We start from the raw sequence: 15301 nt of genomic DNA, 5'->3' as shown, positions 1-15301 counted from the left end.
TACTAAGTGGTAATACCAATGTCAGTGTATTTAACTTCAAGAGCTGACTTGCAACTCATGATAGCTTGCTGACACTTTTTCTATTAGCTTTTCCTTTATTATAGGTTTCGAAAGCACATCATCCATGCCTGCAGCCATACACTTCTCGATATCCGATTTCATGGCATTCGCTGTGAGAGCAATAATTTTAATGCTGCTTTTGCCTTCTTCCCGTTCCAGATTCCGGATGCTTTCAGTAGCGCTGTAACCATCCATTATTGGCATTTGCACATCCATCAGTATCAAATCAAAGTCATTTTCTTGATACAGCTCCACCGCTTCTTTACCGTTGTTAGCCAATGTAATACTCGCCACTGAAGGTTCCAGCATGGATTGCGCCACCATTTGATTAACCGCATTGTCCTCCACCAGCAAAATCCTCATATTAAGCGGTATATTTTCTACGCTTGTCTTACCGGGCGCCACTTCAACTGATTGAGAGCGCACAACATCCTTTTTGGTCATTAATTCTGGTTCAGCCGAATTCACTAATTTGTGAGTGAGCATGTCCACATACAAGCTATCACTGGGTTTAGTGAGGTAGCCACTGACACCAGCGCTTTGAAGTTTCTCTCGTTGAATCTGTGCAGAAGAAAGCATAACTATTGGTAGTTCGGGATAGACATCGCGAACGCGCCTGGACAGTGTTAAACCATCAAGCTCAGGCATCATATAGTCAGTTATCAGAGCGTCGAAGTGTTTCTTCGACAACAAATCCAAAACGGCTCCGGGAGTCAGAGATAATGCCACTTTAGCACCCGCGGAAGTCAGTATTTGCCCATAAGTTTTCAGGCCCACTTTATTATCATCCACCAGCAATAAATTGAGACCGGTTAAATCAGGTTTAGGCGCTGTGACGATGCTCTCCTCATCTGATACTAAGTCACCCGTAATATTAAAGGTAAAAATAGAGCCTTTACCTTTTTCACTGGACACCGAAATGTTTCCTCCTAACAACATCGCCAGTTTTTGAGAAATGGCAAGACCGAGGCCCGTGCCGCCGAAATTCCGAGTGATAGACGCGTCTTCTTGAGAAAATTTTTCAAAAATAGAGCCTAATGCACTTTCATCAATCCCTACCCCTGTATCTGCGACCGATATCTCAATATCGTAGTTTTGCTCATTAATCGCATTCAATTCAGCCTGCAACGTGATACTGCCAGTTTCCGTGAATTTGTAGGCATTGTTAGTGAGATTATTGATGATCTGCCGTAAGCGCACCGGATCAGTTACGATGACAGGGGGAATATCGGAAGAAATAGAGAGCACAACTTCTATCGCTTTCTCGTTACATTTAACTGACAACAATTCAGCAATTTCTTCCAATAGCGAATGAAAGTTGGTGCTAATGAGTTCTAAATCCAATTTATCGGCTTCGATTTTAGACAAATCGAGGATGTCATTCAAAATAGTGAGCAGCGATTCAGAAGAACTCTTAATAATGTCGCAATAACGACTTTGCTCGGGTGTTAAAGACGATTCTGACAGTAATCTGTTAACCCCCATGATGCCGTTCATGGGCGTACGGATTTCGTGACTCATATTAGCCAGGAACTCAGACTTCATAGCGTTAGCTCGGTCAGCTTCGTTTTTGGCTTTTTCCAGCTCAATGCTGTGTTTTTTAAGTCTTTCTTCTTCTTCCTTTCTGGCACTTATATCATGCATTGTACCAATAAAGTGCAAACCGTCTGGTAATGACATTTCGCTGATACTCAACAAGATGGGCAGTTGATAGCCATCTTTGCGCATGGCCAGTACTTCACGACTGGAACCGACAATTTTTGCCTGGCGGGTTTTAACATAACTTTCGATATAGGAGTCATGCAAAGAGCGGTGTGGTTCTGGTGTCATAAATGCAACATTTTTCCCTACACAGAACTCGGGTGAATAACCCAAAACCCGCTCAACTGCATCATTGGCTGAGGTAATTATGCCTTTGTCATCAATGATCACCATCGGATCAATTGCAGCAGAAAATACGGATTTCAGTTCAATTTCAGATTTAAGTTTCTTTTCCTCTTCCCGTTTAATTTGCCTGATTAATACGTTGCCGTAAAAAGTTGCCCCCACCACCATTATCAGAATCAACGCAGCAATAAACCACTCCAGCAACTTAAGGGACTCAGCCGTCTCTAGGTCGGATTCCAGGTCGACAATTTGTAACTCTCTGAGGTGATGAGCCATGCTGGCAATATTGGCGGCGAGGTTTGCATAATGACGGTCCATATTAGACATAGACAGGGCCGCTTTATCTACTTCGCCCTCAGCAAAATACCGGAAAACCAAACCAACTTGCTCATCCAACAGGAGAAAGTTGTCATTGGCTGTGTTTAACTCCGTCAACAATACATCGGGGGAGACAATGAGCTGCGAGCTATTGAACTCAGATGCCACCAGTTCGATATATTCTGTGAATACTGATTTCGCTTGAATGTAGTGGCGTTGTTCAGCATTAACATCTAAAGACTCAAAGACATTGTTACCGGGTCCATTCACTTCCAGGGCTTTTTCACCCAAATTCGCCACTTGTGTTTTTAACTCCGCCCACTGTTTATTGTTATCCACCGTATCAAGGTAAATACCGATGATCTGTTTGTTCAAATACAAACTGACAGACACTGTGATGATGTCAAACAAAGCGAGTGCAAAGTAAGCGTAAAACCACTTGGGTTTAGAAACAGTGAATTTATCCATCCGTGAGCAGCAAGACTTTCAGAAAATAATTAACTAAGTGTATGCTTTATTTTGAAAAATTCACGCTATGAAAACAAAACCATGAACTGAAACTGAATTACAAATTGATACAGGGAAACAGTTTTGGCAAGATTGCGCATTCTTTACCATTGGCCCACAAATTTAGAAACAAAAAAGAAATTAGAACGTGAGAAAAATAACATTAGCTTTCATTCTGGCTGCCTTAGCCAGCTTTCAAACCTCTGCCACCGTCGTTGAAATCCGCACCAATATGGGCAATATCAGCGTCAACCTGTTTGACGAGCAAACCCCTGAAACCGTAGAAAATTTTCTTGAATACGTAAACTCGGGGGCCTACGCCAATACTATCGTGCACCGTCTCGAGCCTGGATTTGTGATCCAGTCAGGTGGCTATCAATACAATGGACAGCTGCCACTAGATGAAGTGCCTACCGGTGCTCCCGTGGTCAATGAGCCGGAGCTGTCAAATGTGCGCGGCACCATCGCCATGGCGAAGCTGGCGGGCGACCCAGACAGTGCTACCTCTCAGTGGTTTATTAATCTGGCGGATAACAGCGCCAATTTGGATCTGCAAAACAGTGGCTTTACCGTATTTGGGCAGGTAATTGAAAATGGCATGGACATCGCTGATGAAATTAATCAATTACCACGTTACAACTTAGGTGGCGCAGCCAGTGCAGCGCCGCTTATCGATTACGACTCTGCCAGCGGTGAAGATCCAAACGAGGACAACTTTGTTCTGATCACGGACATTGTGGTTACCGATGACGCGGTTGTAACCAATCCGGACTTGAATCCGACGCCCAATACCCTGATCAACAACAATAACAGTGGTGGCGGTGACAACCCAAGCACCCCATCCGATGGTGGTTCTTCTGGTGGTGCTATAAATCCACTAACCATGCTGGTTTTAGCACTTGGCACATTGCTATTTAGACGCAGAATCAAAGCGTAAAAAAATCTAAAAAATGCGGTGGCAAAGAACCAACCTTTGCCACTGCAACAGGCTTGATACTGTAATTGCACTTCACAAGTTCTCAGTGTTGCAGCGAAAAGACTGTCATGGCATCACTGGTTTGAACGCCACCCGCTTGTAAAGCTCCGCCAATAATATAGATACGGTTTTTATGTGAGATTGCGCCTAAGCCATGACGCGGTAAGGGCATTTCAGATACCGCTCGCCAACTATCGGTTGCATTTGTATATTGCCACACAGTTGAGTAGACACCGCCCCCATTGTCAAAATATTCGCCACCAAAAACATAGATATGTTGCTCGATTACAGCACAGGCCAGGCCTCCTTGAGCATCGGGTAACGGCGCTTTCGCTATCCAGATATCTTTAACAAAATCATACACTTCGTGACTGGCAAGGTTACCGCCCGATACTGTTCTGCCAGCAATAGTGTGCCAATAACCGTTTAACTTAACACTACAGGCACTATTGCGCGCTGTGGGCACGGCGGCCTTCTGTTCAAATTGCAGATTGTTTGGATCAAACACATAGTGTGTCGCCACATCTTTTTGATGGTTCCATTGGCTATTCTGCTCTGGTTTTGCCGGGGTGCGGCCGCTCACAAGATGCACCTGTCCCTCATTGACCACAGCAAGCGTTTCAGATAATGGCGCTGGCAGGCTGGCAATTTTCTGCCAGTGCCCCTGCAATAAACTCGATTTCTCATTGTTAATCTCACCGGGCATCCACTCCAGTACATCTCGACTATTATGCCACATGCCCTGCTCGTCCATGATAAATCCACCGAATGACAATAACCTGTCGTTGACCACAGTAAGCATGGGATGGTGTCTTGGCTGGGGCAGCGTTGGCATATCGAACCAGGTTTTGTCTTCGAGGCTATAGGCCACTACTCTGTCTGATACGTCGATCCCATTTTGGTCAACATCGGGTGATAATCCGCCAGCGACAATGATATGCCCCTGAAAAATCAAAGGATAAATCTCTTGCACCCGATAAGGCAGTGACGCTGCATGCTGCCATTTCACAGCGTTATCTTTTTCCGCGCTCACGGCCATTTGTGGAAAAAAGATAATGAGAAACAGTAATAATCTGTTCACACACAGGAAAGATACAGCAGTGCTAATTCTCATAACTCACAACTCCCATAAACCAGTTATTCCGGGCTTTTATTAGCTTCAATATAACCAGTAGGCGTTTGCCCTGTTGCCGCCTTAAACACCCGATAAAAACTGGCTTCAGAATTAAAACCCGACTCCAGCGCTAACGATAACACTGAGGCCTTATTATTTTCATCCAATAGCTTCGCTTTGATGGCATCAATACGAAATTCATTGATGTAAGCGCGAAAGCTCATACCGAAATGGCGGTTAATTACTTGTGATATCGTGGCTGAGCTCATCCGCAACTCACGGGCAAGCTGTGAAACATTGAGATTCGGATCCAAAAACAACGCTTGCTCTTTGAGCAGCGTTTCTATTCTGTTAGCCAACTCTCGGGTGTCGTCACAAACCACGTCCATCTGGTCTGAGTCTGGCGTTACAGGATAGATTTGATTGAGATCCGGTGCTTGCTGTCTGAACGCCATTAATCCCAGGTAATAGGTCACCCCCGCCACATAAACATAATACACTTGCCAGTGAATAAGGGTTTCATCAGCCAGCAACCAGATACGATCCACCAGCATATTCACCACAAGAAATAATAGTAATAGTCCACAGGTGGAAATAATCGATTTCAACCAGCTCAGGGTGGGATAAGCAGTATCAGCGGTATTGTCTCTGACGCGCTGCTGAAAGCGCAGGTACTTTTTGGCGCCCACCAGTAAATAACTCGATATCGAAACCACGATGAGCCAGTTTTCCATCTCTTTCACGGTACTATAATGCAATGTATCTAGCATCTGGTAACTCTGAGTATTGTCCTGCAATTCCTGCATAGAAAAGTATACTAAAAAGGCATAACTCTGAGCCAATAACACCGGTAAAAAGTGCCAGGCATAGGTATTTTTCCACCGAAACTGCTTTTCCGTGAGCGCCAGAAAATAGAAGTAGAACGCGGGAGCCGTTGCCATTTCAAAGGCAATCGGGAAATATCGGAATTGTGGCCCGTCAAAAGCGCTGCTAAATATAATTAGCACTTTGAGGAACAACAGGCAAAAAGACAAAATAGCCAACGCCAGGAACACTTTACTCAAGCGTTGTTGTTTAGACCTCAGCAACAAGGGGATGGCAACCAGTCCTTGCACAATCCCAATCATTAGCAATACATCAAAAAAGGAAAAACTCAATTAGCCAGCCCCCGTCGGCAGAAAATACTCTCAGGGTTAATTATCAGCATAAATGTACTCTCAGTTCTTGTTTTTCCTACTCTCAAAATGGCTTTTGAGAGGTTTTCAGCTATTTGAAAGTCTAATCTGGGTGCTCAAAACAAGGGGAACCCAATGAACTCGCAATTACTTATTCGATATCTAAGTATAACCTCAACTCTTTCAATCATAGCAACAGCCCTATTTGTCATTCTGCTGGAGATTCGTCTGGTTAACGGCCTTATCGCCGCGCATGTCATCTTAGGCAGTCTGGCCTTTGTGGTGGGCGGTTTGGCATTAATTGCTAAAAAAGGCGGACGCCTTCACAAACTCACTGGCACATTGTTCTTTTTGCTGATGACCTTGTCAGCTGTGTTCACCCTGATAGTAGCGACAATGCCCTTCCACTTCAGTACCTCAATGTTCCAGATCAGTGTCATGACCCTGTATTTTCTGCTAGGCGGGATTCGCAGTTTGTATTTTAAAAATCCAAAACATCACTACCGCCTGGACTATACATTAATTGGTGTGACGGCTTCGGTCAGCCTGTTTATCCTGTTCTATTCAAAGTGGCTGTATGGCGGTTTTCAACCCTTGCAAACCGTTTTTGGTGTGGTTGCGATAGGCTTTTGTCTGGTAGATTTGTGGCTCTTCTCGCAACCGGGTCTTGCCAGAAAGCGTTGGCTGGTGCTGCACCTCTCAAAAATGTTAGCGGGCTACGCCACCGCCGTGACCGGCTTTTTTGTGGCCCAAAAAATATTAGGCGGCTATTTCGACTGGTTTGCGCCAACAGTACTCACTTTGCTGACAATTTTCTATTGGATGCTCAAGTTAAACGTCTTCGCTCTGCATGGGCGTACTTTCAAACAAATTTCCAAAGTCTAATTCATCCGGGAGAAACCCAATGTCTATCAAACAGCTTCTATCTTGTTTAATCGCCTGTATAAGCCTGAGCGGTGTTTTCATTTCTGATGAAAGCTTAGCCAATGAGAGTTTGCTGGAAATAGCTCAGCAGGCTTTTATCGAAGAGCAACTGGAAACCGCGCAAAAGTACATCGAAAAAGCCTTGCAACAGCAACCACAACAACCGGATGCCCTCTTTCTGGCCGGACGCATTGCCGCGAAACAGGCGCAGCAAGCTAATATATTTAGCAAACTGAGTTATGCCAGAGACGCCAAGAACTACTTTGAGCAAGCCCTCGCTGTAGCTCCACAACACAAAGACACGATTGTTGGATTAATTCGCTTTCATCAGGAAGCACCTGTGTTGGCCGGTGGCGAAAAAGAATCGATACCGGATTTAGTGGCGCAATTAAGGCAAATAGATGAGAAGGCCGCATTTAGTTTTGAAGTGCAAAAAATGTTACAGGAAAAGCCACTTGAATGGGTGCACCAACGCTACCTGAAGGCACTGAAGAGTTCTTCATCAGAAGAGGACGAGACTTTCAAATACGACTACGCCATGTGGCTTTCAAGTTATGGACATCATTCCAAGGCACTTGATGTACTGATGTCGATAGACAAAACCAATCAGGCAGCCACTCAATCGTTTTCTGCCATCTTGTATTATCAGCTGGCGAAACAGGCCGCTGAATCAAAACGCCAGTTGGCGTTAGGCATAACCTGCATCGAGCAATACGCTCAATTGCCCGCTGAGCAGCGCACTATTTCAGATGACTGGATACGCTTCAGACTCACCCAATTACACTATTTAAGTCAGCACCCCGATACTTCACTTCAGGATTTTGAACGTCTGAAAGATGAAGCTGAAGATGCCAGTCTGAAACGCAAGATCAATCAGTTTCTGGCTATGTTAGAAACTTAAGCCGTTTTGGCTGACTCGCTGGCTAAAAACTCTTCATAAGTACCATCAAAATAGTTCAGCTTTTGCTCACTGATTTCTATCACTTGCGTGGCCAAAGAGCTGATAAATTCGTGATCGTGACTGACGAAGATGATGGTGCCGTCAAATTGCAGCAGGGCATCATTAAGGGCTTCGATGGATTCCATATCCAGGTGGTTAGTGGGTTCATCCAGCACCAGCACATTGATATCCTGCAGCATCAGTTTGCCGAATAACAATCGGTTTTTCTCGCCACCCGAGCAAACCGATACCTTTTTGTTAAAGTCATCAGCGCTGAATAGCAATCGACCGAGCATGGCTTTAACCTGCAGGTCGTCGTGCTTTTCATTGCGCCACAACGACATCCATTCGTATAGGGTCCAGTCGCCATCAAAGTCACGACTGCTGTCCTGCGGCACATAACCGATGGCTGCATTTTCCGCCCACTTAATACGCCCTTCGTTTACCGCCAGTTCGTCAATCAAACACTTGAGTAAGGTGGTTTTACCTGCGCCATTTTCACCAATCACCGCCAGGCGAGAGCCGGCTTCAAGCAATAAGTTGCCATCGCTAAACAGTGGTAGGTCGGGATAGCCGTGAGCGATACCATCGAGGGTAATCGCCAGGCGATGCAGTTTTTTGTGTTGTTTAAATTGGATATAGGGACGACGACGACTGGAGGCTTTAATCTCTGCTAACTCAATTTTCTCCAGACGTTTGGCCCGCGAAGTGGCCTGTTTCGCTTTAGAAGCATTAGCCGAGAAGCGCGCCACAAAGGCTTGTAAATCCTCTATTTCAGCGGATTTTTTGGCATTCTCATGATGCAGTTGTTCCTGAATCAAGGCTGCGGCAGCCACAAACGCGTCGTAATTACCGGGAAAAATGCGCAAGTCCTGATAATCGATATCCGCCATGTGGGTACATACTGAATTGAGAAAGTGGCGGTCGTGAGAAATGATCAACATAGTAGATTTGCGTTTGTTCAGCTCTTCCGCCAGCCAATGGATAGTATAGATATCCAGGTTGTTAGTGGGTTCGTCCAGCAACAATACATCCGGTTCAGCAAACAGGGCTTGCGCTAACAGCACCCGCACCTTGCGTCCCGGCGCCACCTCTTTCATCAAGCCAAAATGATAACTTTCCTCGATACCCGCTGCCGATAAGATATCACCAGCCCGTGCTTCTGCCGTGTAGCCGTCCATCTCGGCAAACTGCACTTCCAGATCCGCCACCCGCATGCCTTCCTCTTCGCTCATATCGGTTTTGGCATAAATGGCATCACGCTCTTGTTTTACCGCCCATAGCTGAGTATCGCCCATGATCACGGTATCCACCACCGACATATCTTCGTAAGCGAACTGGTCCTGATTTAGCACCCCTAACTTGGTACCCGGTGCCAAAGACACGTTGCCTGCACTGGGGGTTTGCTTACCGCTCAGGATCCGCATAAAAGTGGATTTTCCGCAGCCATTGGCCCCAATCAAACCATAGCGATTGCCATTGGAAAATTTGGCAGAAATGTTTTCAAACAGTGGTTTAGAACCAAACTGCATGGTGATGTTTGCGGCACTGATCAAAGGAAAGCTCTCAAAAGTCGAAGTTTATATGGATAGCCCGATGGCTAAAGGGCGCGCAGTATAGCAGACAAGCTGTACAGATGGAGTATCAAAGCCGATTTTTGTGGATGAAATAAACGCCATACGAATTACATCGATGCCAGCTACAAAAAAATTGCCCCTTGATTTGGATTACCGGTTGTTCCCGAAGCGTTTTTAGAAGTTTAAAGGCTGCTAAATACCGGGCCGGAACAGCTAAGTGCATCCGGCCTGAGTTGTTTAAGAGTGATTAACTGCTATAAGGCGAATGAATACGCTTCAAGGTGTATTCAAGGCTGTCATCGGCTGGAACAATGATATCGGGTGTCACACCAATACCTTCCCAACCCAGCTTGGTTTTAGGGTGATAAGTACGCCCTACCGGAAGAAATAGCGAATAACCCTGCTCCAGTTGCACCATGCCGCCCCAATGACCAAAACCTGCGGTGGTTTCACCGATTAAAATGCCTCGCCCCGTGGCTTTAATGGCCATGGCAAAATGCTCTGCTGCCGAGCCGCTGCGCTCACTGGTAAGCACAAACACCGGCTTATCCTTGAATTTATCGGCATACTCATTCGGCGCTGACACATGAGGGGTGGCCTTACCTTCATTCACATGGGGAGATTGAGTAGTCACCATGTGGGTGGGCTGCGCGAAAAGAAAGCTGGCGATCTCCGAAATATTAGTTTTAGTACCGCCCCGATGACGCCTGATGTCGAATACCAGAGTATGGGTATCTTGCAGAGAAATCAGCGCTTCCCGGGTGGCCTCCAGTGAGGCTTGCGTACCCGGAAAGCTACTGATTTTGATATAGCCGGTATTGTCAGACAGTATTTCTACTGCCTCAATACCCGTGGGGCTGGAAGGCTTAGCTTTGGCGGGTTTATCAGTTCCAGGGCCTTTCGATGCCATTTTTTTTCTGCGCCCCGGTTTTTCTCCCGGCGCAAATACCTTCAGATGTTTGTCGGCGTGCGCGGCTTGCATTATTTCAGTGATCTTTTGTGCCGCTTTACTTTGTTCAGTCACTCCCGCCAGGCAATCCGATACCAGACACTGATCCAGTGCCTGCGCATAGGCAGGTGTTACCTCGGGAATGACAAAACTCTCTTGCAACGAAGCACTGATTTCTTTAATTAGCTCACCGTACTGCTGAGCTGTGTGATTTTGCATTGCCCCTGTCGAAGCTTGCGCGAAGTTCGGCAAGGTAAAACACATTGCCAGTATTAATATCAGTTTGTTTAGTTGTTTGTTCACTAGAAAAATCCTCAGGTTATGTATCTCGGTAATGTCAGGCGATGGTGGCGTTTTTCCAGGCATTCAGGATCTGCCGTTCTTTTTGGCGACTGATGGTACCGACCCCACCAAACATAAAGTCCTGCTTGGGATTGCGTCGCAAATAGCCCGCTAATTGGTCTGTCACCATATCTACCACGGAACGATTCACTAATCCGGCCTGCTTGGCCTTATTGATATTGATGTGATAAAAGCCTGCCAGCTGCGGGCGCCAAAGCGGTAAATGGCGATAAGGCTCAACCCCCTGCTCAGCCAAAAAGTCTTTCGGTACCCAGACTTTTTGGTGGGGAGTTTGGGTGACCTTCTCCACCTCTTGCACATAGTCAGAGAAAGCCATGGTATCGCGAGCGACATTGAAGGGGCCGGAAAGCCCTTTGTGCTGACAATGCAGCATGAAGGCAATCATGGATTTAACATCACACACCTGCATCACATGATTATCGTCTTTGGGCAGCACGATGGTTCCCCCTTCCAGAAATCGCGCTGGCCAATAGGGTTCATAAATACGATTGGGGGTTCTGTCGCTGCGCATGCCGTGGGAGCGAAAGGTAGTTACCTTGTCACCAAGCTCTTCGAACAGCACGGTCTCAGACCAGGCTTTGGCTCTGCCATATGTGTGCCGCCGATCCTCTATGGTGGAATCACTTAAATCCACAAGCGGGTAGTCTTCATCAATATGCACGGTGTTTTTATCTTTATAAGCGGAAATACTGGAAACGTAGTGATATTGTCCGATATGCCCTTTTAATAGCTTAGCTATTGGAGGCACGAACATAGGGTGCTTTTGCCAGCTATCAACCACTAAATCATAATTGTGCTGCTTCAGATGCTGCTTCAGATTGATCAAACCAGAGCCATCCCGAACCTCTCGGTCACCTCGAATCCATTGCAAATGCTGAAACAGCTCAGGGTTGGTAAAACCGCGATTAAAATGGGTTACTGAATGCCCGGCCTGCAACAGAGCGTTTATCAGCGTTGGACCAAAATAATCTCTCCCACCCAACACCAAAACCTTTAGCTTTTCACCGCTATCTTTGGCGAACCCGGGGACAGAAATTCCAGCTGCAACACTGCCTGCGACGGCTGTCGAAACGGATAAAAATTGGCGTCGATTCATAACATCTCCTCGTTAATCTCGACTCCAAGCCTATCCAGCCAGGGGTTAATTTCAAAGGGCTTGGGATGAATGGTGATATCGCCGGGATAGTTGTTTCAGCTAAATAGCGCCTTGAGTTCGGGAAGGTAGGTTTTACTTACGTTGAACTCGTGATTATTAAGCATCTTGACTCGATAACTGGTGCGAGAATATTTAAATAATCCATCAATGGCTTCACGGTTAATTATTGCTGAGCGGCTGATTTGCACAAACCGGCTATCGTTGAGTTCATTACTAAAGGTTTTGAGGGTGGAACGAATAACAATTTCACGATTTTCGGTGTAAACAGACAGATAGTTTTTGTTGGCAACGACCGCCAGAACATCCGATGGGAATAAGCGGTGATAGTGTTTACCATCAAATAAAGACAGTTCCTTTTCGGAAATACCATCAGGGGCAAAGTTCTCAAGCTCTGGTACTTGGGCGTCAGTAGTTTCGCCCTCTTGTATACTTCGCGCAGGTTTACGCAATAAAAACAATAACAACACCATAATGGCAGCAATCATTAAATTTTGCAGCCAACGCTTATTCAACGATTGGCTAATGCTGGTGAGTAGCGCTTTATCCGCTTCGAATATCACATAGTAGATCATACACGCTATGGTGATTTGTATAACGCCAGCCAATAAAACAAAGGTCACCGGTATACAAATAGAGCCGCCCCCTCCTTGTCGGCTTTGCCGCATTAGCCTGGAAAGCCCCACAAATAGTGCAAACCATACGCCCCAGTCCACCAGGCTCCAGATAAGAGAAACGCCAGCGGCTTGCTTAAAATAAAGAGTAAAATGTAACCACTGCAACAAAACTACGAGCAGGTATGCGAGGGCTAGATAGACACTGGAACGATGACAGAAACGGACAAACACCATACTAAATACTGATAAAACAAAACTCATGCTTTATGTTGCCTGTTAGAATCTCGGGCAACACTCACTTGTTTAAACATAGCGCCAATAATTCCCGAAAACGAGTGAATTCTTGTAACAAGACTTCTGCAAAAGGGGGCTGTTCCCGCCCCATTAAACCTGAAAAAAGCTATTGAGTCGTTTTTACATCTCGGCGCAATTTGTAGCATGACAGAAACCAACACCAACAAACGAGTAGAACAGGTAACGTCACATAGTGCAGATACAACGGAAGCATGGGAAACTGACTAATGGACAACATGCTGATTGCTAAAAAAAGTACCAGGATACCATCCATGGGGTGCAATGACATCGCTCTGAAACTTTGCTGAACAGCATTCACTTGTTGTTTTATCACCTGGAATTGCCACGCAGCAATACAGGTCATCAAACCCAAGGCCAGATAAGTAAAAACACCATCGGCAGGGAAGTTCAATAAACTGTGCATCACAATCGCAGGGATTATTGAGCCCGACTTGTAAAACAGCCAACCAAATACAAGAGAGCTAAAAAATAAAGACACAATCGTAGCCAGGTGATACCAGTCAGGTTGATGATATTGAGCGTGGCTCAGGGTGAACATGGCGGCTGTAGCAACGATTGCCACCAAGGGGGAAAAGCTTTTTTGCAAACGGGCCTGCACAAATCCACGCCAGAACACCTCTTCAATAATGGCGACAAATCCGAAACTTGTTACCGCCATTAGTGTCCACCATCCGGCGGTTTTCTCACTGTGAATTAGAGCCTCTCGCCACGGTACACTGACGCCGATGTTAAACTGCGCATCAATAAGCCATAGAACTTTGAGGGGGATATCCCCCACCGCCCATCCGATAATACCCAATGCAACTAACCAATATAATGATTGGCCATTGCGGGTAAACCCCAAACCAGCAATAAAACGGCGCTGAAACAGCAAACCAATAATAATAACCACTACAAACCAGCCTACATATTGCAAAGCCAGTACTTTCAACAATTGCCAACTAATGGCAAATAAATCCGGTGCATCCTGTAATAACGCCATTAACGGATGACCTTTGACCTCAGCAATTTGGAATAAGAATGAGGCAATAATACTACCTGCAAAAAATACGCTAAGCACTTCTGCCAATGCAGCGACCTTTCCCGCTGGGGAATTGGCAAACCGGGTAAATGGGGATGAAGAATTCATCTGTAATTTCCTTCAAAAAGTTTACAAAACTTGCTGAAGGTTAAAGGTTGATAACGGAAGGATCGTCCAGATTGAACGAGGCTCACCGCAAAAAGTCAATCTCGTGGGATCGTTACCTGAATATCACACAGGCTAACTTAAGTGACTTTTCCGATATTGGCTGGGTGTCATGTTTGAGTATTTCTTAAAAGCCTTATTAAACGTGGTTTTGTTATTAAAACCCACTGCCAGAGCGATATCCAATATAGAGTCTTGTGAATTGATGAGTTGTCGTTTGGCTTCTTCGATGCGCTGTAGATTGATAAAGTCGTAAAAATTCATTTCTAAAACGCGATTCAAATATTCTGATATCTGATGACTAGTTACATCAAGATGATCTGCGAGTTTGTTTAGATCTAAAAATCGATCCAGGTAAACTTTATCACTATTCATTGTTCGCTCAAGGCGCTGTTTGATTTGCGCTTCCAGCTCGGGATTCAGATTTTTACTACTAGCTTTATCTGTTTTTTCTCGGTCTTCAAATTTGGCCTGCTCGCCTTGGTATCGTTTTTCTCTGTTGTGGTTTCTGAAGACTTCTGGCTGCTGTAATCCGTAAAACCCGGTCATAAAGATCATGGCAATTAATACCAGGGACAGCAAGGTATCCACTTGACCCGGCACCTTAGAGATATCCAAATCGGCACTAAAAATGACTAAAAACAAACCTTCAAAACAGAGAAACCCCAATAACAAATTTCTCAGCCAAAGCAGGCTTTTTTGTTCAATGTCGGAAAACTGTGCGCGGATGCGATGATTGTGAGCAAACCACAATTTGAAAGCCGCCAGGGTATACACAGTTATCAGGCCAATTTTAAGCAAAGGTAAAAAGTTGATGCTGTTTTTTGGTTCGGTGCTTGCCCTTTCCATCGCTGCAACAATTTGCCCTTCGGGAGCGCTTAAGTAGGACAGGAACAACAAAAGGTTTATCACCAAAGGGAGCAAATGCAGCGAATGCAACCACTGGACTGGTTTTTGTGGTTGCGTTAAAGCGCGCACGTAGAAATACAAAAGAGGCCCAAAGGCAAAGACTGCAACACTGCCAAACAGGTACAGATACAGCCACTGCTGCCAAAGCTCAGTCACCTTTAAAAAATGGACAGCCAAGGCGAATACAAAAGCTACCAGTAAGCAGGCGAGATATCGATTGGCAGTTGCTAATCCTTTTTGATTGGTAAACAGGAATATGGCAAGAAAAACGCCTTGCACGATACCAATCAATAAAATCCCGCTGTTTAAATCAAGCTGCATAAAATACGCT

The 15301-nt window shown here is 45.4% G+C and carries 12 protein-coding genes; 3 read left to right on the top strand and 9 right to left on the bottom strand.

Translation table 11 applies throughout. The annotated features are described in order from the left end of the window. Positions 1-36: 36 nt before the first annotated feature. Entirely contained in the window at positions 37-2733 is a 2697-nt protein-coding gene (locus tag AABA75_RS01835) for a hybrid sensor histidine kinase/response regulator (RefSeq protein WP_338290699.1), read from the bottom strand. Between the two features lie 187 nt (positions 2734-2920). On the opposite strand from AABA75_RS01835, the gene AABA75_RS01830 reads away from it, so the two are divergent. After that, on the top strand, positions 2921-3709 hold the full coding sequence (locus AABA75_RS01830) for a peptidylprolyl isomerase (protein WP_338290697.1): 789 nt from the start codon (positions 2921-2923) through the stop codon (positions 3707-3709). Positions 3710-3791: 82 nt separating this feature from the next. Here the strand turns inward: AABA75_RS01830 and AABA75_RS01825 are convergent, their stop codons facing one another. Both AABA75_RS01825 and AABA75_RS01820 read right to left on the bottom strand, forming a co-directional pair. Then, positions 3792-4862, bottom strand: a complete 1071-nt coding sequence (locus tag AABA75_RS01825; RefSeq protein WP_338290696.1) for a Kelch repeat-containing protein — start codon at positions 4860-4862, stop codon at positions 3792-3794. A gap of 23 nt (positions 4863-4885) precedes the next feature. Continuing rightward, positions 4886-6019, bottom strand: coding sequence for a helix-turn-helix domain-containing protein (locus AABA75_RS01820; RefSeq protein ID WP_338290695.1), 1134 nt, complete (start codon positions 6017-6019; stop codon positions 4886-4888). A gap of 153 nt (positions 6020-6172) precedes the next feature. Between AABA75_RS01820 and AABA75_RS01815 the strand changes: the two genes are divergently transcribed. After that, positions 6173-6922, top strand: coding sequence for a DUF2306 domain-containing protein (locus AABA75_RS01815; RefSeq protein WP_338290694.1), 750 nt, complete (start codon positions 6173-6175; stop codon positions 6920-6922). Between the two features lie 19 nt (positions 6923-6941). Next, positions 6942-7862, top strand: a complete 921-nt coding sequence (locus tag AABA75_RS01810) for a hypothetical protein (RefSeq protein ID WP_338290693.1) — start codon at positions 6942-6944, stop codon at positions 7860-7862. Here the strand turns inward: AABA75_RS01810 and AABA75_RS01805 are convergent. The 6 genes from AABA75_RS01805 to AABA75_RS01780 all read right to left on the bottom strand — a co-directional run bounded on the left by AABA75_RS01805 (position 7859) and on the right by AABA75_RS01780 (position 15291). Then, positions 7859-9457 carry an ABC-F family ATPase gene (locus tag AABA75_RS01805; RefSeq protein WP_338290690.1) on the bottom strand — a complete coding sequence of 533 codons (1599 nt, stop codon included), beginning with the start codon at positions 9455-9457 and terminating at the stop codon, positions 7859-7861. The genes AABA75_RS01810 and AABA75_RS01805 overlap by 4 nt on opposite strands. A gap of 268 nt (positions 9458-9725) precedes the next feature. Further along, positions 9726-10730, bottom strand: a complete 1005-nt coding sequence (locus AABA75_RS01800) for a S41 family peptidase (RefSeq protein WP_338290689.1) — start codon at positions 10728-10730, stop codon at positions 9726-9728. Positions 10731-10764: 34 nt separating this feature from the next. Further along, positions 10765-11886, bottom strand: a complete 1122-nt coding sequence (locus AABA75_RS01795; RefSeq protein ID WP_338290688.1) for a hypothetical protein — start codon at positions 11884-11886, stop codon at positions 10765-10767. A gap of 95 nt (positions 11887-11981) precedes the next feature. Further along, the gene (locus tag AABA75_RS01790; RefSeq protein ID WP_338290687.1) at positions 11982-12821 is read right to left on the bottom strand and encodes a LytTR family DNA-binding domain-containing protein; all 840 of its coding nucleotides are present in this window, start codon (positions 12819-12821) and stop codon (positions 11982-11984) included. Positions 12822-12960: 139 nt separating this feature from the next. Continuing rightward, a complete protein-coding gene (locus AABA75_RS01785; RefSeq protein ID WP_338290686.1) occupies positions 12961-14004 on the bottom strand; it encodes a CPBP family intramembrane glutamic endopeptidase in 1044 nt (347 codons plus the stop codon). 132 nt (positions 14005-14136) lie between these two features. Continuing rightward, entirely contained in the window at positions 14137-15291 is a 1155-nt protein-coding gene (locus tag AABA75_RS01780; RefSeq protein WP_338290685.1) for a helix-turn-helix domain-containing protein, read from the bottom strand. Positions 15292-15301: the final 10 nt, after the last annotated feature.

The sequence above is a fragment of the Planctobacterium marinum genome, from assembly GCF_036322805.1.
In the GTDB taxonomy this organism is placed as follows: domain Bacteria; phylum Pseudomonadota; class Gammaproteobacteria; order Enterobacterales; family Alteromonadaceae; genus Planctobacterium; species Planctobacterium marinum_A.
The sequence above is the reverse complement of the archived record's forward strand: the minus strand, read 5'-3'. Positions and strand labels throughout refer to the sequence as shown.

Excerpts from the sequence above, each read along its gene's own strand:
- AABA75_RS01790 (WP_338290687.1), bottom strand. The coding sequence starts at position 12,821 with ATGAGTTTTGTTTTATCAGTATTTAGTATGGTGTTTGTCCGTTTCTGT.
- AABA75_RS01835 (WP_338290699.1), bottom strand. The coding sequence starts at position 2,733 with ATGGATAAATTCACTGTTTCTAAACCCAAGTGGTTTTACGCTTACTTT.
- AABA75_RS01815 (WP_338290694.1), top strand. The coding sequence starts at position 6,173 with ATGAACTCGCAATTACTTATTCGATATCTAAGTATAACCTCAACTCTT.
- AABA75_RS01810 (WP_338290693.1), top strand. The coding sequence starts at position 6,942 with ATGTCTATCAAACAGCTTCTATCTTGTTTAATCGCCTGTATAAGCCTG.
- AABA75_RS01780 (WP_338290685.1), bottom strand. The coding sequence starts at position 15,291 with ATGCAGCTTGATTTAAACAGCGGGATTTTATTGATTGGTATCGTGCAA.
- AABA75_RS01825 (WP_338290696.1), bottom strand. The coding sequence starts at position 4,862 with ATGAGAATTAGCACTGCTGTATCTTTCCTGTGTGTGAACAGATTATTA.
- AABA75_RS01795 (WP_338290688.1), bottom strand. The coding sequence starts at position 11,886 with ATGAATCGACGCCAATTTTTATCCGTTTCGACAGCCGTCGCAGGCAGT.
- AABA75_RS01785 (WP_338290686.1), bottom strand. The coding sequence starts at position 14,004 with ATGAATTCTTCATCCCCATTTACCCGGTTTGCCAATTCCCCAGCGGGA.